This window comes from Glaciihabitans sp. INWT7 (assembly GCF_014217685.1).
GTDB lineage: Bacteria > Actinomycetota > Actinomycetes > Actinomycetales > Microbacteriaceae > Lacisediminihabitans.
Map to the genome: position 1 here is coordinate 2,139,681 of NZ_CP043653.1, position 21,378 is coordinate 2,161,058.

Genomic DNA, 21,378 nt, shown 5'->3' on the forward strand with positions numbered 1-21,378 from the left:
GTGAGGGCACGGGTGTGGATTGTGCGCGGATGCGACAACCCGGAGAGAAAATCTGCCTCCCTGCGCTGGCATGATCCAGATCAGGTTCGACGGTCGGAGCTTGGAGAAGCTCCCTCTCAGCCCGGCATCACCGGACTCCCGTGTCCCTTCTCAGCTTAGCGCCGCGCAGAGTCGATGTGCTGGATGACTGGTGCCCGAGCCATCAATCCGACGCCGTCGACCCCGGCCGCCGCAACGGGTAATCCCCGTCTCGGCGGGGAATTATGCGCCCGCGGCAGCCCCACACACTCTCGGACCGACTTGTCAAGGCTCCGCGAGGGTTCGACCTTCTTCGCACCCGCAGGATACGGTGAAAGCCCCCCGCTGAACGAGCCTGATCGAATTGAGAAAAACCCATGGAAACCTGGCCCGGATCTGCCTATCCCCTCGGCGCCACCTTTGACGGCAGCGGCACCAACTTCGCACTCTTCAGTGAAGTGGCCGAGAAGATCGAACTCTGCCTGTTCGACGACGACGGTGTCGAGACCCGCGTCGAGCTCTTCGAGATCGATGCTTATGTCTGGCACGCCTATCTGCCGCAGGTGCAGCCGGGCCAGCGCTACGGCTATCGCGTCTATGGGGAATACGATCCGGAATCCGGCAAGCGCTGCAACCCCAACAAGTTGCTTCTCGACCCCTATGCCAAGGCGACCTGCGGCGACTTCGACTGGGACCAGTCGCTCTTCGCCTACAACTTCGGCGACCCGCTCTCTCGCAACGACGAGGATTCGGCCAGCCACACGATGATGGGCATCGTCATCAACCCTTTCTTCGACTGGGCGGGCGACCGTCATCCGCGCATCCCCTACAACGACACGGTCATCTACGAGGCCCACGTCAAGGGGCTCACGGAGCTCCACCCCGACGTGCCGGCGGAACAGCGCGGAACCTATTCCGGGCTCTCCCACCCGGCCGTGATCGAGCACCTGCAGAAGCTCGGCATCACGACACTGGAGCTCATGCCCGTGCACCAGTTCGTGCAGGACTCGACGCTGCTCGACAAGGGCCTCCGCAACTACTGGGGCTACAACACCATCGGTTTCTTCGCTCCGCAGAACAGCTATTCCTCGACCGGGGATCGTGGCCAGCAGGTGCAGGAATTCAAGAGCATGGTGCGATCGATGCACGACGCCGGCATCGAGGTCGTGCTCGACGTGGTCTACAACCACACAGCGGAGGGCAACCACCTCGGCCCGACGATCTCGTTCAAGGGCATCGACAACGAGGCTTACTACCGCCTCGTCGAAGACGACCAGCAGTTCTACATGGACTACACCGGCACCGGCAACTCCTTCAACGTGCGCCATCCGCACTCCCTGCAGCTGATCATGGACAGCCTGCGCTACTGGGTCACCGAGATGCATGTCGACGGATTCCGCTTCGACCTCGCCTCCACGCTCGCCCGGGAGTTCTACGACGTCGACAAGCTCTCCACCTTCTTCGAGCTGGTGCAGCAAGACCCGATCGTCTCGCAGGTGAAGCTCATCGCCGAGCCCTGGGACGTGGGCCCCGGCGGCTACCAGGTGGGCAACTTCCCCCCGCAGTGGACGGAATGGAACGGAAAGTACCGCGACACCGTGCGCGACTTCTGGCGCGGCGAGCCCTCGACGCTGGGCGAGTTCGCGTCTCGGCTCACCGGCTCCGCCGACCTTTACGAGGGCGATGGGCGTCGCCCCGTCGCATCCATCAACTTCGTCACCGCGCACGACGGCTTCACCCTCGCCGACCTCGTGTCCTACAACGAGAAGCACAACGACGCGAACGGTGAGGAGAACAACGACGGGGAGTCGGAGAACCGCTCCTGGAACTCCGGCGTGGAGGGCCCGACGGATGACCCGGAGGTGCTCGGCCTGCGCGCGCGCCAGCAGCGCAACTTCCTGGCGACGCTGCTGCTCTCGCAGGGGGTTCCGATGATCCTGCACGGGGACGAACTCGGCCGTACCCAGCAGGGCAATAACAACACCTACGCGCAGGACTCCGAGATCGCGTGGGTGCACTGGGATGCGGCGGATGCCCCGCTCACCGAGTTCGTCGCGGCCGTCACCCGGCTGCGCAAAGACCACCCCACCTTCCGACGCAAGAGCTTCTTCGACGGGCGACCGGTCAAGCGCGGGGCGGGCGAGCCTCTGGCGGACATCGTCTGGCTCACCCCGGACGGCGAAGCGATGGAGCCCGAGAACTGGGACTCCGGGTTCGGCCGCGCTATCGGTGTGTTCCTCAACGGGAACGGCATCCAGGGCCGCGACCTGCGTGGACAGCGCATCACCGACCTCAACTTCGCCATCTTCTTCAACGCGGGTGACGAATCCGTCGACTTCACGCTGCCCTCGGAGGAGTTCTCCGGATCCTGGGAGATCGTGATCGACAGCTCCGGCGAACTCGCCGACACGGAGCCGCGCAAGGCCAAGGACGTGCTGCCTGTCGTGGCGAAATCCCTCGTCGTGCTGCGGGCCTGGGTCGCGCCGGAGATGGAGATCGATCACTCTGTCGCGGCCTCGCTGAGCGCCCAGGCCGGAACCCAGGCGGCCGCGCCGCGCATTCCGGAGTCCCACTGATGCGCATACCCGCCTCCACCTATCGGCTCCAGATCCGCGAGTCCTTCGACCTGAACGCTGCGGCGGCCATCGCCGGCTACGTTCACGATCTCGGGGCGGACTGGCTCTACCTCTCCCCCCTCCTGAAGGCGGAGGAGGGATCCGACCACGGCTACGACGTGGTCGACCACTCGCTCGTCGACCCGGCGCGCGGCGGCCGGAACGGACTGGATGCCGCCTCCGCGGCCGCACGTGAGCTCGGCCTCGGTGTGCTCATCGACATCGTGCCGAATCATGTCGGTGTCGCCACACCGAAGCAGAGCGTCTGGTGGTGGGATCTGCTGACCCACGGACGCCAGTCGCGCTATGCGGAAGCATTCGACGTCGACTGGGTCTTCGGCGGCGGCAAGGTGCGCATCCCGGTGCTCGGTGACGAGCCGGATCCTGAGTTCCAGATCATCGACGGCGAGCTGGCCTATTACGACAACCGCTTCCCGCTCGCGCCGGGCACCGCCGACGATGACGCCTCCCCGGCAGAGATCCACTCCCGTCAGAACTACGAGCTGATGAACTGGCGCCGGGCGGATGCCGAACTCAACTACCGCCGCTTCTTCGCCGTGAACACGCTCGCCGGCATCCGCGTGGAGACACCCTGGGTGTTCGACGAGTCGCACGTGGAGATCATCCGCTGGATCACCGATGGTCTGGCCGATGGACTGCGGGTGGACCATCCCGACGGCCTCGCCGACCCGGCCGGCTACCTGGATGCACTCGCCGCGGCAACGGACGGTGCGTATGTGCTCGTCGAGAAGATCCTCGAGGGCGACGAACAGCTGCCCACCTCGTGGGCGGCCGCGGGCACCACCGGCTACGACGCCCTCGCGGATGTCGACCGGGTGCTCGTCGATCCTGCGGGCCGCAAGGCTCTCGACGCGCTCGACTCCACGTTGCGTGACTCCACCGAGCCGGTGTCGTGGACCCGCCTCATCCACAGCACCAAGCGCGCGATCGCCGACGGTATCCTGCGGTCGGAGGTGCTGCGCATCGAACGCGACCTCGGTGCCGATGGCGCGCACGAGCAGACGGCCGATGCCCTCGCCGAGCTCCTCGCCTGCTTCCCGGTCTACCGTTCCTACCTCCCGCTCGGAATCGAACACCTTCACGAGGCGGTGAGGCTGGCGAAAGAGTACCGGCCTGAGCTCGCGGACCGCATCGATGCCCTGCTGCCGACCCTCGGTGATCCGGCTCATCCGGCAGCCGTCCGCTTCCAGCAGACCTCGGGAATGGTGATGGCGAAGGGCGTGGAAGACACCGCGTTCTACCGCTATACCCGGCTCGGATCCCTCACCGAGGTGGGGGCAGACCCGTCGGAGTTCTCGATCGGCATCGACGAGTTCCACCGGCGCCACCAGTTGCGACAGGCGAGCTTCCCGGCCTCCCTCACCACCCTGTCGACCCACGACACGAAGCGAGGGGAAGACGTGCGGGCGCGCATAAGCGTGCTCGCCGAGATCCCCGCAGAGTGGGAGGCTGCCCTCGCCCAGTTGCGCGTCGCGGTGCCCCTCGGCGACGGTCCCCTGGAGTCCCTGCTCTGGGAGGCGATCGTCGGAGCCTGGCCCGCCAGCCGGGAGCGCCTGCACGCCTATGCAGAGAAGGCGGCCCGTGAGGCCGGCAACTCCACGAAGTGGACAGCGCCGGGAGAGGAATTCGAGGCGCGGATGCACCGGCTCATCGACTCCGCCTTCGATGACGAGCACGTCATCGGTATCCTCGACGGAGTGCTCGACACCGTGCGTCAGCCGGGCTGGTCGAATTCGCTGTCGGCCAAGGTGATCCAGCTGACGGCCCCCGGCGTGCCCGACGTGTACCAGGGCAGCGAACTCTGGGAGACCTCCCTTGTCGACCCCGACAACCGACGCCCGGTCGACTTCGACGAACGGCGGCTCTACCTCGCGGCTATCGATGCCGGAGCCCACCCGCCGATCGACGAGTCGGGGGCTGCGAAGCTGCTGATGACCTCTCGCTCCCTGCGGCTGCGGCGCGATCATCCGGAGTTCTTCACCCGCTATGCCGCGATCGAGGCCTACGGTTCCGCGGCGAAGCATGTCGTCGCCTTCGACCGGGGCGAAGCGCTCACCATCGCGACCCGCCTGCCGATCGGACTGGACCGCGAGGGCGGATGGGGCGACACCTCCGTGATCGTCGCGGGGCGTCCGGTCACCGATGTCTTCACCGGCCGGCAATTCGAGGGTGGAACTCTGCTGCTCTCCGAGGCGCTCGAGCGGTACCCTGTAGCACTGCTGGTCCCAAGCGAGTAGGCGGACGATGATGACCACTGAAGCGACGAATTTCGATATCTGGGCTCCCGCAGCCTCGAGAGTCACGCTGCTGCTCGACGGGGCACATCACGAGATGACGGCGACCACCGGAGGCTGGTGGGTCGCACCGGAGGGCGTCTCGGGCACCGACTACGGCTACCTGGTGGACGATGACGAGTCGCCGCTGCCCGATCCGCGCAGCCGGCGACAGCCCGAATCCGTCCATGGCCTCTCGCGCACCTTCACCAGCGATTTCGAGTGGACCGACTCGTCCTGGACCGGCCGGCAGCTTGCTGGCGGTGTGATCTACGAGTTGCACCTCGGCACCTTCACCCCGCAGGGGACCCTCGACTCCGCGATCGACAAACTCGATCACCTCGTCTCCATCGGGGTCGATTTCGTCGAACTGTTGCCGGTCAACGGCTTCAACGGCGACCACAACTGGGGCTACGACGGGGTGCTCTGGTACACCGTCGACGAGACCTACGGTGGGCCCGCCGCCTACGAGCGGTTCGTGGATGCCGCGCACGCGCGGGGTCTCGGCGTGATCCAGGATGTCGTCTACAACCACCTCGGCCCGAGCGGCAACTACCTCCCGCGCTTTGGCCCGTACCTCCGCGCCGGGTCGTCGAACACCTGGGGTGATTCGGTCAACCTCGACGAGCCCGCCGTGCGGTCGTACATCGTCGATAACGCGCTCGGCTGGTTCCGTGACTTCCACGTGGACGGCCTGCGACTCGACGCGGTGCACGCCCTCGTCGACGACTCGCCGAAGCACCTCCTCCAGGAGCTGTCCGAGCGCACCGACGCCCTTTCCGCCTTCCTCGGGCGGCCGCTCAGCCTCATCGCCGAGTCCGACCTCAACGATCCGAAGCTGATCACGCCCCGAGAGGGAGGCAGTGGCGGCTACGGGCTGCAGGCCCAGTGGAGCGATGACTTCCACCACGCCGTCCATGTGGCCCTCACCGGGGAGACGACCGGGTACTACGCCGACTTCGCGCGGCTGGATTCCCTGGCCAAGGTGATGACCCGTGGCTTCTTCCACGACGGCACCTACTCGTCGTTCCGCGAGCGCGATCACGGTCATCCGATCGACACCGAGCACATGCCGGCGTGGCGGCTCGTAGTCGCCAACCAGAATCACGACCAGATCGGCAACCGTGCCGTCGGTGACCGCCTGTCGGCCCAACTCGATACGGACCAGCTGGCGATCGCGGCGGTCCTCACGCTCGCCGGCCCGTTCACTCCGATGCTCTTCATGGGCGAGGAGTGGGGCGCGACCACGCCGTGGCAGTTCTTCACCGCTCATCCGGAGCCCGAGCTCGGAAAGGCGACCGCGGAGGGGCGCATCGCCGAGTTCGCGAAGATGGGGTGGGATCCCGATGTCGTGCCGGATCCGCAGGATGTCGAGACCTTCCGGCGTTCGAAGCTCGACTGGGACGAAGCGGCCGACGGCGATCACGCCCGCCTTCTGCAGTTGTACCGCTCGCTGGCGGCCCTTCGCCGCGACCGCCCTGACCTCACCGACCCCCGTATGTCGCGACTCTCCGCGGAATTCGACGACGATGCGAAATGGTTCGCTCTGCACCGCACCGACGTGGATGGCTCTGGCACGAGCATCCTCGTGAACTTCGCCGACTTCCCGGTGGCGCTGCCCTACGGCGGTTCGGTGTTGCTGGCGACCACGAACACGGTTGCCGCCTCCTCGGCGGAGATCCTTCTCGGAGCGCGATCGGCGGCGATACTCTCCCGCTGAGCTCACCCTCAGCAGACGACGGCGCCTGGCATCCGGTGGCGCTCGTGCCGCTAAGGCACTGTGTGGGCGTGTCTCGAGGTGGTTCGCAGCACTGGTGCTCGCCTGGATAGGGCGGGCGGATGTCACGGTGGCAACCGGTCGCGGCGACGCCTTGCCATCACGGAGGGAGACACAACTCCCTCCGCGATGAGATCCCGCCTCCGCGAGCGCTGAGATCCCCCGCCATCGCCGGCGGTGACACCTTCACTCGAAGTGAATGATGTGAGCGGTGTTGGGCCTCCTCGTCTCCAGGCATACGTCGGTCGGTCGAGGGCCCCATCGGGCGACGTTTTCAGCAGACACGGGCCGGACCCGATCGCGCGTGTGCGGTGCGGAGCGCCCACCGCCGCCGGCGGAATACAATCGCAGGATCGGAGAGGGAGATCCCATGCGTCAGAGCGTTGATTTCGAGAACGTATCGACTTCCGGGTTGGAGTCGAGCCCGGTCGCGCCGGCACTGGCGGGCCTGAGGGCCAACGAGGCTCGCTACTTCAAGAACAAATACGATCACGTCTTCAGCGTCGCCCCGGCAGACGAGGAGGTCGAGGCCCTCGACTGGGCGACTCGCATCCTCGCCGAGGAGCGCGATATCGTCATCTCCTCACCGCCGCTGGAAGTGACCTCCTTCGAGGTCGGCGGCTATCGCATGGTCTATGTGTTCTATGAATCGGGCCTGTCGATCAACGTCATGTATGCGCTGGAGGACGGAGGGAAGCGAGCGGTCGGATTCAAACTCTCCGAGGGCATGGAAGTGCCCGAGGAACTCGCCGAGCGGTTCAAATTCGCCCGCCAGAAGTCGAAACTCGCGGGTGTGATCCGCGGCTCCTACTTCGTGATCAAAAACGGGTATTGACGCCGGCGAAGCCGGGGCGGGCGAGAACGGTGCAGCGACGCTCTGCGATTCGATCGGAGTTCGGCTGCGGGTGCGTTGAGGGATGAATCACCGGAGGGACACCCCTCTCTGCGCGGCAGGCTCAGCGGGGCGGTTCGTAGTCGATTCGGTGCGCGTTCTGCGCGTCGCCGCGCGGAGCCTTGGCCTTCAGCAGGGAGGCAGGCCGCAGCATCCCGCGACCGAATCGCGCCGTGACCGCATCGATGGTGTCCTCGGCCTCCCGCCAGTCCTCGTCTTCGTCCCACAGACCGAGTTGCTGCCCGTCACCCTCCGTCAGCTGTTCCATGCGCACCCCGATCAGACGCACGGGGTTATGGCGGCCGAGGGCCTCGTAGATCGCCCTGACCTCCTCGTAGATGCGGCGGCCGACATCCGTCGACTCCGCGAGGGTGCGCGAGCGGGTGATCGTGGTGAAATCGTCGTATCGCAGCTTGAGCACGACGGTGCGCCCCACCCAGCCGGCCGTGCGCATCCGCACCGCGACAGCGTTCGCCTGGCGCAGGAGCTCCCGGCGGAGCTCGTCCGCATCGATCGTGTCCTGCTCGAAGGTCACCTCGTGACCGACGCTCTTCTCCACGGATGCCGTGGTCACGGAGCGGGGGTCGCGACCGTTGGCGAGATCGTGCAGCTTGAGTCCTGAGGCGTCGCCGACCGCGCGCTGGAGAGCGGCGAGGGGAGAGCGCGCGATATCGCCGATCGTGCGCAGGCCGCGCCGGGTGAGAGCCTCCTCGGTGACCGCTCCAACGCCCCACAGCGCACCGACCGGCAGCGGGTGGAGGAACGACAGCGTCTGGTCCGCGGGCACGACGAGCACGCCGTCGGGCTTCGCACGCCCCGATGCCAGCTTCGCCACGAATTTGGTGGATGCCGCCCCCACCGAACAGGTGAGCCCGGTCTCCCGGTACACCCGCTCGCGGATCACCGCGGCGACCTCCGCGGGATTCCCGATCAGGCCGGCGCCGGAGACGTCGAGGAACGCCTCGTCGATGCCGAGCCGCTCGACCAGCGGAGTCACATCGTCGAAGACCTCCATCACGAGCTGCGAATAGTGCCGGTACTTTTCGAAGTGCGGCTCGAGCACGATCGCCTTGGGACAGAGACGCAGCGCCTGCGAGAGTGGGATCGCCGAGCGCACACCGTACTTGCGTGCCGGATAGTTGGCCGCCGTCACCACCGACCGCATCGACTTTCCGGCCACGATCACGGGAAGGTGCGCCAGTTCCGGCCGATCGAGCAGCTCCACCGAAGCGAAGAAGGCATCGAGGTCGACGTGGAGGATCGTCGCGGTAGTGCTGTCGACGGAGCTCGCGCTGACCTGGCGGTCGCGGCCGTCCTGCTTGCTCATCGGTTCGGTCTGCTCTGTCTCATGGCACGACCGAATCTACCCTCGGCCGGCGACAGCGGCAGTGGTCAACGCAACAGCGGTCAGAGCAACCCGAGCCGGGCGAGTCGGCGGCGGGCGGCGTCCTCACTCGTGGAACTCCGGCCGAGCAACGACCCGACGAGCACCAGGATCAGGCGCGTGGCCGTGATCGCCGGCCACCAGGCGCGGCGGAGGCCGAGCATCCGCCGGTATTCGAGCGGGATGGAGGCGACCGCTCCGGCGAAGAGGATGTTGTAGAACGGCAACATTCCGGGAGGCAGCCCGGGCTTGCGGATGAACCGCACTGCCTCGGCGACCCGATCGTCGCTCTTGAGGATGCCGGCGGTGCGGAAGGCCTCGAGCTGCGAGCGGAGTTCGGCCTGCGACGCGGGAGGGTCGACGACGCCGACGAGCTCGCCCGCCTTGGTCCATTCGCTCACGTACCGGTCGGGCCCTCCCGGAATCTCCGATCCCCAGACGAGGTGGCTCCCGAGGAACGCGTCGGTGAAGACGACATGCACCCACGACAACAGCTCCGGGTCGCCCGCGGCGTACTGCCGCTCCACGCCCCGGGCATCGACGTAGGTACCGACAACGCGGTCGTGGAAACGTCCCACCCGGTTGGACTCTCGTACCGCCATCGTCGTGTCGGAGAAGGTGACCCCGATGAGCCACTGGATGGTTCCGGAGAGCCGACCGAGCGGATCCTCCTTGTACCTCGACCAGTCGTGCACCCCCGCCATCGCGCCGGGGTGGAGGGTCTGCATCAGCAGCGCCCGGATGCCGGCGACGAGTGTCGCCATGCCACCGTGGACCGCCCACGCGGCGGACCCGACACCGAAGAATCCGGCGTCGTCGCCCTCTTCGATCTGGCTGACCCAATCCGGCCGTCCGCTCGAATCGCCGGTGAATGCCGAGAGCAATCGAGACCGGAAGGGCGCGGTGAGAGAGGTCACCCCAGCACGCTATCCAAGGAGTCTGGGAGTGACATTCAGCTAGCTGACTAGTTGGGCGAGCACGCCGATCGCTTCGAGTCAGCCCAGCCTTGCGCGCATCCAGGACACGGGGTCGACCGGCGAGGTTCCGCCGACCCGGATCTCGAAGTGGAGGTGCGCCCCCGTGCTCGCGCCGGTGCTGCCGACCCGACCGATGAGCTCGCCCGCGAAGACCGTGTCGCCCACGTGGAGGGGCATCGATCCCACCTGCATGTGTCCATAGGCGCTCGTGATCGTCTGGCCGTCGATCACGTGCTGGATGGCCACATGGATGCCGAGGGCGGCCCACCCCGGATTGTTGGTCTCGACGACGGTCCCGGCGGCGATCGCGTGCACGGGCGCGCCGTTGCCGGCGTCGTAGTCCACTCCTTCGTGATGGGACGAGCAGCCCGCGCACGGAGACACCCGCGGGCCGAAGCCGTCACTGATCGGGCTCGAGGGATCCACCGGCCACTGCAGGGGCGGCGGAACGGTGACCCCGTAGGCGTCGCGCACCACGGCCACCGGCGGGGTGACCGCCGTGACGGTGAGGCTCTGGAGGGGCAGCGTGCGCACCGGCGGGCCCGCGGTCGCCGCAGCATACGCCGGCACACCGAACCCGAGGGCGATGACCACCGCGAAGGATGCCGCGGCCGCGGCCACTCCCCCGCGCACCGCTTTCACGGCTCGCACATGACGGAGATTGCGTACGGATCGCCCGTTGAGGGCGGGGAGTTCTGGACTGTGTTCGGCGGGGACCGCCGGGACTGCACGGATGTGGGCGCGCGCGGAAGCGGCGAGGGGATTTTTCAGCAAATGAGGATCTCCGATTGTCCGCAGCAACGCGATCGCTAGGGGGAAAGCGCGGCAGCGGGCGGCGACGCACGAGGCGGCGCGGGGCGGTGGATGCTTCCCGAAATGGGTGGGAAACGGGCTCTCGACGGGATCCATGACGGGTGGAATGCTCTCACCGTCGGACCGCACTTCTCGTCGATACCGTGTCCAACTGTTCGGCACGAGCCTCCACGTTTCCTGTGAAGGAGGGGCCGCACGCGCGCCCGCGCGTGGCGCGATCAGCTGGTGAGGATGGCCCGGAGCTTGAGCACCGTGTTCCAGTTGCGCGCGGTGACGGGCGCGTCGAACTGCTTCCAGAACGACCGGGGCACCCGGGTCTGGAGGCTTCCCTCTGGCATCCACTGGTACACCGCTGCGGGGCCGACGGCGAGCACTTCCGGGGCGAGAGAGGCGGCACCCGGGAGCGACAGTGAAGACGGCATCGACGTGACGAAGGTGACGAAACTCTGGGAGCCGTCGGTCGCGATGTCGACAAGCGGATTGGCATTGAGAACCCCGCAGAACACCGCGGATTCAAAGGTGAGCACGCTCGATTGCACCCCGGTCGATGCGAGCACAGCGGCCTCGATACGGGCGGCGGCATCCACCGTCAGGGGTCCGGACGACCCGAACACCACATTTCCGCTTCGCAGTACCGTGTGCACATCGGAGAATCCGAGGGACTCGAACACCGAGGCGAGCTGCGCCATCGGAATCGCCTTCGCCCGACCGACGTTGATCCCGCGGAGCAGTGCGACGTTTCGGGGCATGGTTCGAGGCTAGCGAAGAGGTCGGGCTGGGGAACAATACGCGAACTCCTGTGAATTGACACACAATTCGGGAATAACGCACAGGTGCATGCACTTGCATAGAACTATGACAACCATCACTGACACTCATCCCTCCTACGTCGCCGGCACCTGGGTGCTCGACTCCACCCACTCCGAGGTCACCTTCTCGGTGAAGCACCTCGCCATCAGCAAGGTGCGCGGCTCCTTCGAGCGCTTCACCGCAACCATCGTCACCGCCGAGGACCCGGCGAACTCGACGGTCGAGGCCAGCATCGAGGTCGCCTCGGTCAACACGAACCAGAAAGACCGCGACAACCACCTCCGCACCAACGACTTCTTCAAGGCCGACGAGTTCCCGAACATGACCTTCGTCTCCACCAGCGTCGTCCTCGACGGCGATGACATCACGGTCGTGGGCGACCTCTCCCTCCGCGGGGTCACCAAGTCCGTCACCCTCACGGGTGAATTCGGCGGGATCGTCACCGATGGCTACGGCCAGACCAAGGCGGGCTTCGCCGCGTCGACCAAGATCAACCGCCACGACTTCGGCGTGAGCTGGAACGCTGCCCTCGAGGCCGGCGGATTCACCCTCGGCGACGACGTCAGCATCAACCTCGAACTGCAGTTCGTCCTGCAGGCCGCGTAGTCCCCACTCCCTCGGAAGGGCTCCCGCCACGCGGGGGCCCTTCTTCGCATCCGCCAGCACCCACGGGGCGGGCGCGCGCACTCGCGGTCAGCGGTGTTGGTCCACCTCGTGGTCGGCGTGCTCCTCAGGTTCCAGCTGGAAGGTGGAGTGTGCCACGTCGAAATGATCGGCGAGGCATTCGGTGAGGGCGTCGAGGAGCTGGTCGGTGCGGTTCTCGCTGAAGACGACCCGATGCACGACGACATGCGCCGAGAACACGTTCGCCCCGGGTGTGATCGACCAGACATGCACATCGTGTACCGACACCACGCCCGGCTTCGACAGCACGTGTTCGCGAATGAGCGCGACATCCGTTCCGCGTGGAGTGCCCTGGCTGAGCACGCGGATCACGTCCCGAAGCAGGCCGAGCGCCCGCGGCACGATCAGCGCGGCGATGGCGAGGGAGGCGATCGCGTCGGCTCGCTCGAAACCGGTGAGCAGGATGACGATTGCGGCCAGGATCACGGCGATGGAGCCGATGAGGTCGCCGAGCACCTCGAGATAGGCGCCGCGCATGTTGATCGAATCCTTGGCTCCGCCGCGCAGCACGAGAAGCCCGGCGGTGTTCGCGACCGCCCCGAGCACGGCGACCCCCAGCATCAGCGGGGCCTGCACGGCCGCCACCGTCGGCTCGACAAGCCGCGTCACCGCCTCGACGACCACGAAACCAACGAACACCAGCAGGATGAGCCCGTTGGCCAGTGCCCCGAACACCTCGGCGCGCCTATGACCGAAGGTGCGGGCATCCGTCGCCGGTCGCGCCGCCATGGTCAGGGCGACCAACGCGACGAGCAGCCCGGTGAGGTCGGAGAGCATGTGACCGGCGTCGGCGAACAGGGCGAGAGAGCCAGAGAGGATGCCGCCGATCACCTCCGCCACGAGGACGATGAAGACGATGCCGATAGTGATCAGCAGGCGCGCGCGATTTGCTCGGCCGGCCTGGGGATCCAGGCCGTGCGAGTGGCTGTGCCCGTGTGTTTCGCTCACGCTGCCAGTCTAAGAAGTCGCGGCTGTCAGAGCGCTCACGACCACATTCAGACCGGGAACACCAGAAGAGTGCTGCTCGCGGTGGCGATGAGCTTGCCCTTCGAGTCGTGAACCGTGCCGTCGGCGAAGGCGGCCCGGCTCCCCGGCTTCGTGACGATGCCGACAGCGGTGAGCTGACCGGTCTCGGCGGTGACCGGGCGGAGATAACTGATCTTGATCTCGAGCGAGGTGTAACCCTGCCCCTTCGGCAGGGTCGTCTGAACGGCGCATCCGAGCACAGAGTCGAGCAGGGTGCAGACCAGCCCTCCATGAACCGTGCCGATGGGGTTGTAGTGCGATTCGTCGGGGTCGCAGGTGAAGGTGACCTTGCCCACCTCGACCCCCACCGGCCTCATCTTCATGAGGTTCACTATCGGCGGCTCGGGGATGCTGCCGTCGACCAGTCCCTGCATGTATTCGAGGCCGGACATCGTCTTGGCGAGAGCGGCCCCGACCAGCGGATCCTCCCACGTCACCGTCCGTGATCGATCGATCGGGGTGCTGCCGGAATCTGTGCTCATCGAGTGGGGCCTTTCCGTTTTCCAGCCTACGGCGGGGCGTACGGTTGTACTCACCCTGCACTACCGACGAGGACGATCGCTCATGGACGACGATACGGATGCCGCTCAGCTGCGAGCGCGGATCGCACTTCTCCGACGCGAGGTCTACTCTCGCGAGGGTGCGCAGTCCCCCCTGGTGGACGCCGTCGACCCGGACTCCGGAGCATCCCTGCGTCTTCGCGCCAACGAACTCGAACTCCGGGACGCCGAACGCCGGCTGAGGAACCTGACCCAGCCGGACGGCAGCCCCGATGCCCTCGCCGGCACCGTGGTCGGCACTGCCCTTCGGGAGGATCAACCGCCCTCCGGTACCGCCGCAGATCAGACCGCCGGAGACCAGACCGCCGGTGGCGATACAGCGGAGATGCTCCCGCGCCGGTCGCGGCCCAGCGGGCTCATCGCCGCCGCATCCGTCGTGGGGGTTCTGCTGGCGGCCGGAGGGTTCGCCCTCGGTCGCGTGCAGCCGCTGGAAAGTCCTCCCGCGCCGGTCGAGACGAACGCCAGGGCGGTCCCCGGCCCCGCGCCCGGCCTCGCGGCGCTCGACAGCGTCCAAACCCCCGACGCTGTGCCGCCCGTCTTGCTCGGCTCCGGTATCGCACCATCCTCGATCCGATCGTTCGGCAACTTCGGGTCCACGTCCCAGGACGCCCTCACCTACATCGCCCGCAGCGTGTCCGGCTTGGTGTGCCTCGCGGTGGTTCTGCCCGATCACACCAACAGCCTGACCTGCGTCTCCGAGTCGCGCTTCTCCGCCGAGGGTCTCCGCCTGCGGCTGAGTACTGCCGAGACGGTGCCGGCCCCCGGCGACGAGGGCGTCGCCGAGCCGGTGTACTACGAGTACTACTGGGCGAAAGACGGATCGCTGAGCATGTCGTCCAACAGCCGCACCTTCGCCGTCGGCGACGGCACCTGAGCGCGCGTCGCTACCGGGGAATTCATTGCCCGGTGCTGCGTTGACACCATCATGGAACCGAGCGATTCGACAGCCCCGACCTACGACTGGCTCTCACTGCAGAAACAGGCCCACCGCGAATTCGGGGTGCGTCTCGGCAAGGTCACGGACTGGGACGCTCCCACTCCCGACACGGAGTGGAGCGTGCGCGACCTGGTCAGCCACGTGGTGGAGGAGCAACAGTGGGTGCCGCATCTTCTCACCGGCAGTTCCGTCGCGGACGCACAGCGTCGCATCCAGCCGCTCGGTGACGACCTGCGTGCGGAGTGGAGGCTGTACTCCCTCGCAGCCACCACGGCCTGGGACGCCGCGGCACCGGATGCACCGGTGAGCCTCTCCTTCGACACCGTCGCTGCCCACGAGTACCTGCGAGAGCAGGTGAGCGATGTCACGATCCATTCCTGGGACCTGGCGCGGGCGGTCGGCGCCGACGAGTCTCTCGACGACGATCTCGTCGCCGCGGTCTGGACGGTCTTCGAACCGCAACGCGACACCCTCTCGGCGAGCGGCCTGTTCGCCGCACCGGTGCCACTGCCCGCCGATGCCTCCCTGCAGGTTCGCCTGCTCGCCCTCACCGGACGCGACGCCCGCTGAGCGGCTAGAACCCGGCGGCGGAGTGCGGGACGTAGTGCTCGGTCAGCACCGCGAGCTCCGCATCCGTGAGGTCGAGCTCGACCGCGGCGACCGCGTCATCGAGATGCGAGAGCTTGGTCGCTCCCACGATCGGCGAGGAGACCGCCGGCTGCTGGGCAACCCACGCGAGCGCCACCTGAGCGCGCGGCACCCCGCGGGCCTCAGCGACGGATGCGACGGCATCGGCGACCAGGCGGTCGGAGTCCTCGGACTGGATATACAGCGTCTTTCCGAACTCATCGGTCTCCGAGCGAGAGGATGAGGCGTCCCAGTCCCGGGTGAGCTTGCCGCGGGCGAGCGGGCTCCACGGCAGCACTCCGACGCCCTGGTCGAGGCAGTAGGGATGCATCTCCCGCTCCTCTTCGCGATTGATGAGGTTGTAGTGGTCCTGCATCGATACGAAGCGGGTCCAGCCGTTCAGATCCGCGGCGTGCTGGGCGGTGGCGAACTGCCAGGCGAACATCGAAGACGCCCCGATGTAGCGGGCCTTGCCCGATTTGACGACGTCGTGCAGTGCCTCCATCGTCTCTTCGATCGGAACCCGGGGGTCCCAGCGATGAATCTGATAGAGGTCGACGTAGTCCGTGCCGAGGCGACGGAGGCTCGCGTCGATCTGCTCCATGATGTGCCCGCGGGACAGCCCTCCCCCGTTGGGACCGGGTCGCATCACCCCGTGCACCTTGGTGGCGATCACGATCTCTTCTCGAGTCGCGAAGTCCTGGAGGGCGCGCCCCACGATCTCCTCGCTCGACCCGTTCGAATACACATTGGCCGTGTCGAAGGTGGTGATGCCCAGTTCGAGAGCACGGCGGATGAACGGTCGGCTCTGTTCCTCCGGCAGGCTCCACGCATGGTTGCCGCGATCCGGCTCGCCGTAGCTCATGCAGCCGAGTGTGACGGCCGAGATCTCGAGGCCGCTGTTTCCGAGAGAGGTGTATTCCATGGTCCCAGTCTGCTCCTCGGATCTCTCCCTCGCGAAACGGCTGCACCCGGCAATAGCATGGGCGCATGGTGGCCCATGAGTCGAAGCCGATCATGCATTTCGCGACTCCCGCGAACTGGGAGGCCTGGCTGCAGGCAGAGGGATCGGATTTGCCGGGCGTGCGCCTCAAACTGCGCAAGAAAGGGTCCACGATGCCGGGGATCGTGTACGCCGAGGCCTTGGACGTGGCCCTCTGCCACGGCTGGATCGACGGGCAGAGCAATGCCTTCGACACCGACTTCTATCTGGTCTCCTTCACCCATCGTCGCGCCAAGAGCATGTGGTCGCAGGTCAATCGCGATCACGTCGCCCGCCTGGTGGCCGAGGGTCGGATGCGGCCCGCCGGCCTCGCCGAGGTGGAGCGCGCCCGCGCAGACGGCCGCTGGGATGCCGCCTATCGCCAGAAGGATGCCGAAGTCCCCGAAGACCTGCGGTCGGCTCTCGCGGCGAATCCCGCCGCGGCCGCAGCCTTCGCCGCGCTCTCCGCACAGAACCGCTTCGCGATCCTCTTCCGCATCGGCGCGGTGAAGCGCGCGGCCACGAGAGCGGCGAAGATCGAGAACTTCGTCTCGATGCTGGCCCGCGGCGAGACACCCTGATCGCACCGTCCTCGGAAAGCGGAGGCGGGGCGGGTCAGGTGGTGACGGGGGTGCGTGTTCTGCCGGGCATTCGCAGGGCATAGGCAGAGGCTCCGGCGAAGAAGACGGCGCCGACCGCGAAGGCCACCGGGTAGGAGACGGTGTCGGCGAGAAAACCGGCGACGAGCGGGCCGATGATCGCTCCGAAATCGGAGAACATCGAGAACACGGCGACCGGTCGCCCCCCAGCAGCACCGGCGGCATCCCCGACCGCCGCGGCCGGGGCCGTGCCCATGAAGGCCGCCGCCACGCCATAGAGGCACAGAAGGGCCGTGAGGGCGATGAAGCTGGTGACGAACGGAACGGCGGCAATAGTCACGGCAGCCACCGCGAAGGACCCGACGATCGCGGGCTTGCGGCCGACCACATCGATGAACCGCGCAGCCGGCGCGAGGGCGAGGGTCTGCGCGACCGCGGAGAAGGCGAAGGCGATGCCCGTCCAGGCGCTCGGCCCCCGAAGCACCTCGACGATCAGCACGGGCACCAGCGAATTGCGCACACCGAAAGAGGTCCAGCCCTGGGCGAAGTTCGCGACACAGGCAGCGCGGAACCCGCGGTCGCGCAACACCTCCCGGAAGGGGATGCTGACCGCCGACCCGGAGTCTGTGGTGACGGCCACCGTGCGGGGCTTCAGCAACAGCACGCCGACGATTCCCGCCACGGCCAGGGTGCCGGCATAGAAGAAGAACGGGGCGGTGAGAGAGATCGTCGCGAGCAGTCCGCCGAGGGCCGGGCCGGTCATCCCCCCGATGAGGAATCCGCCCTGATAGAACCCGATCGAGCGCGCCCGCATGGCCGTGGAGGTCGATCCGATCAACAGGGTCATCGCCGACACGGTGAACATCGCAGAACCGATGCCGCCGATGCCCCGAAGGATCAGCAGCTGTGGATAGTTCTGGGCGATGCCGACGAGCCCGCTGGAGAGCGCGACGATCCCGATCCCGATCGAGAGGATCGCCCTCTCCCCCGCCCAGTCGATCAACCGGCCGCAGAAGGGGCTGGAGACGAATCGCATCAGCGCGAAGGCGGAGACGACGGCGCCCACCTCCGCATTGCCCACGCCGAAGCTGCGCACGTAGACGGGCAACACGGGCACTACGACGCCGAAGCCCACCATCACGAAGAAGGCGATGACCCCGAGCACGATCACGTCGCGCGAGAGTCGGGGCTTCCGAACCGGATCGACGCTCACGAGGCGAGGATGTAGGCGAGCGGATGCATTACCCCAGCGTATTGCGACGGACAACGGGTTGAACCCACGGCCACCGCGTGTACCGTCGTGGCCATGAAGGCAAACAAGCAACTCTCCGACAACATGCAGGCCGTTCTCGTCGACCTCATCGAGCTCCACATCCAGGGCAAGCAGGCCCACTGGAACGTCGTGGGCACCAACTTCCGCGACACCCACCTCATCCTCGACGAGATCATCGAGGCGGCCCGTGGCCTCTCCGACGAAGTCGCCGAGCGGATGCGCGCACTTCACGCCCTTCCCGACGGCCGCTCCGAGACCGTGAGCGCCACGACGACGCTGCCGAAGTTCCCGGAAGACCAGGTCGACACTTCAGAGGTCGTCAGCCTCATCACCGAGCGCCTCGACGCCGCGGCCGAGACCTGCCGCCGGGTGCACGACGAGGTGGACGAGGCGGATCCCACCACCGCAGACATCCTGCACAAGGTCATCGAGACTCTGGAGCAGTACGCCTGGATGGTGAGCGCCGAGAGCCTCAAGCCGCGCAAACGCGACGCGAAGACCGGCCTCTAACCCTGCTCAGAGTTCGGCGGCGAGCAGGGCCACGGTGACGGAACCGCCCTTGGTCTCCTGCTCGCCGACGCGCTCGAAGCCGAGGCGGGCGTGGAACGCGAGAGACTCCGGATTCGGCGGGTCGAGGTTCACCTCGCAGGTCACCTCACGCATGCCTTCGTCTCGTGCGAGTGCGAAGACGGCCGCGTAGAGCGCTCGGCCGATGCCCGAGCCGCGCCGCGATCCGTCGATCACGATGCGGTCGACATAGAGGTAGTCCGAGCTCCGTGAGTCGAAGAAGCGGTAGTTCTCGCTGGAGTAGTCCGCGCGAGGACGCATGCCGATCACGAATCCGATGAGGGTGTCGCCATCGCGGGCCGCGAGGGTGAATCCGGCGGCATCGAGCAGGGCTGCCATCTCTGTCTCGGAGGTGATGGGCACTGCCGGCGATGCCGCGTCGTTCAACTCCACCAGTCGGGGGATGTCGGCGGCGGAGAGGGAGTCGAAGCTCGTGTCGTCTGGGGTCACTCCCCCAGTCTGCCGTGCCGCTTCTCGGTGCGTCGATTTCCGCCCGTGGTCTACTTCTCTGCTGGCACGAAGATCCACAGCGCGATGTAGATCAGAAACTGGGGGCCGGGAAGCAGGCAGGACAGGAGGAACACCAGCCGCACCACCGTCGCGCTCCAGCCGTAGCGGTTGGCGATCGCCGCACACACTCCCGCGATGACGCGGCCCGATCTCGGTCTCTTCAATTCAGCCATGACCCCAGCTTGCCCGTTACGGCAGCGTGGCGCGATGGGGTTATCCCCCGCAATCGGCCGAGCTGGTGATGTAATCGGCAGATGCATCGCTATCACACCACCATTCGACTCGTCATCATGCTCGTCGCCGGGGTCGTCGCGACCATCGTGACGGCTGCTTTCGGCGAATGGGCCTACGCGCCGACGCTGGGGTGGTGCGTCGCAGCGCTGGTGTATTCGTCCATGGTCTGGGTGGGCGTAGCGCGACTCGATCCCACTGAGACCCGCGAGCGGGCGAGTCGGGAGGAGCCGGCACGGGGGATCGCCGACCTGCTCGTGATCCTGCTCAGCGTCGCGAGCCTGTTCTCGGTCGCCTTCGTGCTCGTCCAGGCAGCTCAGGCGAGCGGTGTCGCCAAGGGGCTGCTCGCCTCTCTCGCGCTGGTGAGCGTCGCGTTGTCGTGGATCCTCCTCCACACCCTGTACACGCTTCGCTACGCCAGCCAGTACTACACGGCCGACAAGGGCATCGACTTCAACCAGGACCGACCGCCGCAGTACACCGACTTCGCCTACGTCTCCTTCACCCTCGGCATGACCTACCAGGTCTCGGACACCGACATCACGAACCACACGGTTCGCTCGACCGTGCTGCGCCACACCCTGCTGTCTTTCGTGTTCGGGTCGGTGATCCTCGCCACGACCATCAACCTGGTGGCGGGACTGTCCCACTGAGTTCCCGGAGCGGCCCGGCGTCGGGCCTCCGGCGGTCGCCGCGGCCTCAGGTGGTAACGAAGTCGATCAGCTGTTCCACCCGGCCGAGCACCACCGGTTCCAGGTCCGCGTAGTTGCGCACCTGCCCGAGGATTCGTTGCCAGGCGCGGGCGATGTCCGCCTGGTCCTCGTGCGGCCATCCGAGGGCCGCGCAGATGCCGTGCTTCCACTCCAGCGAACGAGGGATCTCCGGCCAGGCCGTCAGACCGAGCCGAGCCGGCTTCACCGCCTGCCAGACGTCGACGAAGGGATGCCCCACGACGAGCACATGCGCACCGAAGGGACCACGAGCCACGGCCTCCGCGATTCGACTCTCCTTCGACCCGGCCACGAGATGGTCGACGAGTACACCGATGCGGCGGTCCGGGCCTGGCGCGAAATCCCGCACGATGGCGTCGAGGTCGTCTATTCCCTCGAGGTATTCCACGACCACTCCCTCCACCCGCAGGTCAGCGCCCCAGACCTTCTCGACGAGTTCCGCGTCGTGCCGACCCTCCACGAAGATGCGGCTCGGGAGAGCGACCCGCGCCTTCTGGTCCGCGACGGCGAACGAGCCGGAGGCCGTCCGCGCTGTGCCCTTCGCTGCGGCGACCGGCGCGGTGAGCACCACCGGCTCCCCCTCGAGAAGAAACCCGCCCCCGAGGGGGAAGAGCCGCACGCCACCGCGATAGTCCTCGAGATGCACCAGCTTGTTCTCGACCCGAAGGACCGCGCCACAGAAGCCGGTGTCCGCCCACTCGATCACGAGATCACGCTCGGCGGGGATCTCCCTGATCACTCGTCGTTTTGATCCGCGCCAATCGCCGGCAAGGGCATCCTCGCCGTATTCGCCGAAGCTCATTCCTGGTCGCTCACGGGAGGTGCGAGCTCGAGGAACTTCTCGTGCACCTGGGCGGAGGGAAACGGCCCGTCACCATCCGAATTGGTCTGCGGCTCGTCGAATTCCACCCACCACATGCGTCCCCCGCCGCTGCGACCCCAGACGCCTGCAAGGGCGGATCCGCCGGAGCGCACGATGACGCCGCTCGGCTCGTCGGGCCAGGGCGCGAGTTCACCGCTGCCGGCGGCGCGAACGACCACCTGTGCCCCGATGCCGAAGTCGTCAGACAT

At 67.0% G+C, this 21,378-nt stretch carries 22 protein-coding genes and 1 riboswitch; of the genes, 10 read left to right on the forward strand and 12 right to left on the reverse strand.

The annotated features are described in order from the left end of the window. Window positions 1-40: 40 nt before the first annotated feature. Window positions 41-152: riboswitch (TPP riboswitch) on the reverse strand. Between the two features lie 243 nt (window positions 153-395). From glgX to F1C58_RS10440, 4 genes are all read left to right on the forward strand, one after another. Beyond that, on the forward strand, window positions 396-2,594 hold the full coding sequence (gene glgX, locus F1C58_RS10425; protein ID WP_185201048.1) for a glycogen debranching protein GlgX: 2,199 nt from the start codon (window positions 396-398) through the stop codon (window positions 2,592-2,594). Next, window positions 2,594-4,891, forward strand: coding sequence for a malto-oligosyltrehalose synthase (gene treY, locus F1C58_RS10430; RefSeq protein WP_185201049.1), 2,298 nt, complete (start codon window positions 2,594-2,596; stop codon window positions 4,889-4,891). The genes glgX and treY overlap by 1 nt, the downstream gene beginning before the upstream one ends. A gap of 7 nt (window positions 4,892-4,898) precedes the next feature. Further along, window positions 4,899-6,647 carry a malto-oligosyltrehalose trehalohydrolase gene (treZ, locus tag F1C58_RS10435; RefSeq protein ID WP_370543644.1) on the forward strand — a complete coding sequence of 583 codons (1,749 nt, stop codon included), beginning with the start codon at window positions 4,899-4,901 and terminating at the stop codon, window positions 6,645-6,647. Window positions 6,648-7,074: 427 nt separating this feature from the next. Next, the gene (locus tag F1C58_RS10440; RefSeq protein WP_185201050.1) at window positions 7,075-7,539 is read left to right on the forward strand and encodes a phage tail protein; all 465 of its coding nucleotides are present in this window, start codon (window positions 7,075-7,077) and stop codon (window positions 7,537-7,539) included. Window positions 7,540-7,660: 121 nt separating this feature from the next. On the opposite strand, the gene dinB is transcribed toward F1C58_RS10440, so the two are convergent. From dinB to F1C58_RS10460, 4 genes are all read right to left on the reverse strand, one after another. Then, a complete protein-coding gene (dinB, locus tag F1C58_RS10445; protein ID WP_185201051.1) occupies window positions 7,661-8,923 on the reverse strand; it encodes a DNA polymerase IV in 1,263 nt (420 codons plus the stop codon). A gap of 80 nt (window positions 8,924-9,003) precedes the next feature. Next, on the reverse strand, window positions 9,004-9,897 hold the full coding sequence (locus F1C58_RS10450; RefSeq protein ID WP_185201052.1) for an oxygenase MpaB family protein: 894 nt from the start codon (window positions 9,895-9,897) through the stop codon (window positions 9,004-9,006). Between the two features lie 78 nt (window positions 9,898-9,975). Further along, a complete protein-coding gene (locus F1C58_RS10455) occupies window positions 9,976-10,608 on the reverse strand; it encodes a M23 family metallopeptidase (RefSeq protein ID WP_185201053.1) in 633 nt (210 codons plus the stop codon). Window positions 10,609-10,988: 380 nt separating this feature from the next. Further along, entirely contained in the window at window positions 10,989-11,519 is a 531-nt protein-coding gene (locus tag F1C58_RS10460) for a DUF1697 domain-containing protein (protein WP_185201054.1), read from the reverse strand. A 106-nt stretch (window positions 11,520-11,625) separates the two neighbouring features. On the opposite strand from F1C58_RS10460, the gene F1C58_RS10465 reads away from it, so the two are divergent. Beyond that, window positions 11,626-12,186: a YceI family protein gene (locus F1C58_RS10465; protein WP_185201055.1), complete on the forward strand. Its 561-nt coding sequence runs from the start codon at window positions 11,626-11,628 to the stop codon at window positions 12,184-12,186. 87 nt (window positions 12,187-12,273) lie between these two features. Here F1C58_RS10465 and F1C58_RS10470 read toward each other — a convergent pair whose 3' ends face one another. Beyond that, window positions 12,274-13,212, reverse strand: coding sequence for a cation diffusion facilitator family transporter (locus F1C58_RS10470; RefSeq protein WP_185201056.1), 939 nt, complete (start codon window positions 13,210-13,212; stop codon window positions 12,274-12,276). Between the two features lie 47 nt (window positions 13,213-13,259). Continuing rightward, complete coding sequence (locus F1C58_RS10475; RefSeq protein ID WP_185201057.1) at window positions 13,260-13,772, reverse strand: PaaI family thioesterase; 513 nt, start codon at window positions 13,770-13,772, stop codon at window positions 13,260-13,262. An 82-nt stretch (window positions 13,773-13,854) separates the two neighbouring features. On the opposite strand from F1C58_RS10475, the gene F1C58_RS10480 reads away from it, so the two are divergent. Together F1C58_RS10480 and F1C58_RS10485 are read left to right on the forward strand one after the other, a co-directional pair. Further along, window positions 13,855-14,724, forward strand: a complete 870-nt coding sequence (locus tag F1C58_RS10480; RefSeq protein ID WP_185201058.1) for a hypothetical protein — start codon at window positions 13,855-13,857, stop codon at window positions 14,722-14,724. Window positions 14,725-14,775: 51 nt separating this feature from the next. Continuing rightward, on the forward strand, window positions 14,776-15,357 hold the full coding sequence (locus tag F1C58_RS10485; RefSeq protein WP_185201059.1) for a TIGR03086 family metal-binding protein: 582 nt from the start codon (window positions 14,776-14,778) through the stop codon (window positions 15,355-15,357). Between the two features lie 4 nt (window positions 15,358-15,361). On the opposite strand, the gene F1C58_RS10490 is transcribed toward F1C58_RS10485, so the two are convergent. Continuing rightward, window positions 15,362-16,339: an aldo/keto reductase gene (locus F1C58_RS10490; RefSeq protein WP_185201060.1), complete on the reverse strand. Its 978-nt coding sequence runs from the start codon at window positions 16,337-16,339 to the stop codon at window positions 15,362-15,364. 65 nt (window positions 16,340-16,404) lie between these two features. Here F1C58_RS10490 and F1C58_RS10495 point away from each other — a divergent pair, with 65 nt between their 5' ends. Further along, on the forward strand, window positions 16,405-16,977 hold the full coding sequence (locus tag F1C58_RS10495) for a YdeI family protein (RefSeq protein WP_185201061.1): 573 nt from the start codon (window positions 16,405-16,407) through the stop codon (window positions 16,975-16,977). Between the two features lie 34 nt (window positions 16,978-17,011). On the opposite strand, the gene F1C58_RS10500 is transcribed toward F1C58_RS10495, so the two are convergent. Next, window positions 17,012-18,208: an MFS transporter gene (locus tag F1C58_RS10500; protein WP_255461069.1), complete on the reverse strand. Its 1,197-nt coding sequence runs from the start codon at window positions 18,206-18,208 to the stop codon at window positions 17,012-17,014. Window positions 18,209-18,301: 93 nt separating this feature from the next. On the opposite strand from F1C58_RS10500, the gene F1C58_RS10505 reads away from it, so the two are divergent. Continuing rightward, complete coding sequence (locus F1C58_RS10505) at window positions 18,302-18,778, forward strand: Dps family protein (RefSeq protein WP_185201062.1); 477 nt, start codon at window positions 18,302-18,304, stop codon at window positions 18,776-18,778. A gap of 6 nt (window positions 18,779-18,784) precedes the next feature. Here F1C58_RS10505 and F1C58_RS10510 read toward each other — a convergent pair whose 3' ends face one another. Both F1C58_RS10510 and F1C58_RS10515 read right to left on the reverse strand, forming a co-directional pair. Next, complete coding sequence (locus F1C58_RS10510; RefSeq protein ID WP_185201063.1) at window positions 18,785-19,285, reverse strand: GNAT family N-acetyltransferase; 501 nt, start codon at window positions 19,283-19,285, stop codon at window positions 18,785-18,787. Window positions 19,286-19,335: 50 nt separating this feature from the next. Next, window positions 19,336-19,518, reverse strand: a complete 183-nt coding sequence (locus F1C58_RS10515; protein ID WP_185201064.1) for a PspC domain-containing protein — start codon at window positions 19,516-19,518, stop codon at window positions 19,336-19,338. Window positions 19,519-19,599: 81 nt separating this feature from the next. Here F1C58_RS10515 and F1C58_RS10520 point away from each other — a divergent pair, with 81 nt between their 5' ends. Continuing rightward, the gene (locus tag F1C58_RS10520; protein ID WP_255461070.1) at window positions 19,600-20,229 is read left to right on the forward strand and encodes a DUF1345 domain-containing protein; all 630 of its coding nucleotides are present in this window, start codon (window positions 19,600-19,602) and stop codon (window positions 20,227-20,229) included. Between the two features lie 46 nt (window positions 20,230-20,275). On the opposite strand, the gene F1C58_RS10525 is transcribed toward F1C58_RS10520, so the two are convergent. Continuing rightward, window positions 20,276-21,109 carry a DUF3097 domain-containing protein gene (locus F1C58_RS10525; RefSeq protein ID WP_185201065.1) on the reverse strand — a complete coding sequence of 278 codons (834 nt, stop codon included), beginning with the start codon at window positions 21,107-21,109 and terminating at the stop codon, window positions 20,276-20,278. Next, window positions 21,106-21,378, reverse strand: a complete 273-nt coding sequence (locus F1C58_RS10530; RefSeq protein ID WP_185201066.1) for a hypothetical protein — start codon at window positions 21,376-21,378, stop codon at window positions 21,106-21,108. The genes F1C58_RS10525 and F1C58_RS10530 overlap by 4 nt, the downstream gene beginning before the upstream one ends.

Bases quoted from the DNA above. Each gene is read 5' to 3' on its own strand.
- glgX (WP_185201048.1), top strand. From the start codon at position 396: ATGGAAACCTGGCCCGGATCTGCCTATCCCCTCGGCGCCACCTTTGAC.
- treY (WP_185201049.1), top strand. From the start codon at position 2,594: ATGCGCATACCCGCCTCCACCTATCGGCTCCAGATCCGCGAGTCCTTC.
- treZ (WP_370543644.1), top strand. From the start codon at position 4,899: ATGATGACCACTGAAGCGACGAATTTCGATATCTGGGCTCCCGCAGCC.
- F1C58_RS10440 (WP_185201050.1), top strand. From the start codon at position 7,075: ATGCGTCAGAGCGTTGATTTCGAGAACGTATCGACTTCCGGGTTGGAG.
- dinB (WP_185201051.1), bottom strand. From the start codon at position 8,923: ATGAGCAAGCAGGACGGCCGCGACCGCCAGGTCAGCGCGAGCTCCGTC.
- F1C58_RS10460 (WP_185201054.1), bottom strand. From the start codon at position 11,519: ATGCCCCGAAACGTCGCACTGCTCCGCGGGATCAACGTCGGTCGGGCG.
- F1C58_RS10465 (WP_185201055.1), top strand. From the start codon at position 11,626: ATGACAACCATCACTGACACTCATCCCTCCTACGTCGCCGGCACCTGG.
- F1C58_RS10475 (WP_185201057.1), bottom strand. From the start codon at position 13,772: ATGAGCACAGATTCCGGCAGCACCCCGATCGATCGATCACGGACGGTG.
- F1C58_RS10480 (WP_185201058.1), top strand. From the start codon at position 13,855: ATGGACGACGATACGGATGCCGCTCAGCTGCGAGCGCGGATCGCACTT.
- F1C58_RS10485 (WP_185201059.1), top strand. From the start codon at position 14,776: ATGGAACCGAGCGATTCGACAGCCCCGACCTACGACTGGCTCTCACTG.
- F1C58_RS10490 (WP_185201060.1), bottom strand. From the start codon at position 16,339: ATGGAATACACCTCTCTCGGAAACAGCGGCCTCGAGATCTCGGCCGTC.
- F1C58_RS10495 (WP_185201061.1), top strand. From the start codon at position 16,405: ATGGTGGCCCATGAGTCGAAGCCGATCATGCATTTCGCGACTCCCGCG.
- F1C58_RS10505 (WP_185201062.1), top strand. From the start codon at position 18,302: ATGAAGGCAAACAAGCAACTCTCCGACAACATGCAGGCCGTTCTCGTC.
- F1C58_RS10515 (WP_185201064.1), bottom strand. From the start codon at position 19,518: ATGGCTGAATTGAAGAGACCGAGATCGGGCCGCGTCATCGCGGGAGTG.
- F1C58_RS10520 (WP_255461070.1), top strand. From the start codon at position 19,600: ATGCATCGCTATCACACCACCATTCGACTCGTCATCATGCTCGTCGCC.
- F1C58_RS10525 (WP_185201065.1), bottom strand. From the start codon at position 21,109: ATGAGCTTCGGCGAATACGGCGAGGATGCCCTTGCCGGCGATTGGCGC.
- F1C58_RS10530 (WP_185201066.1), bottom strand. From the start codon at position 21,378: ATGTCTGACGACTTCGGCATCGGGGCACAGGTGGTCGTTCGCGCCGCC.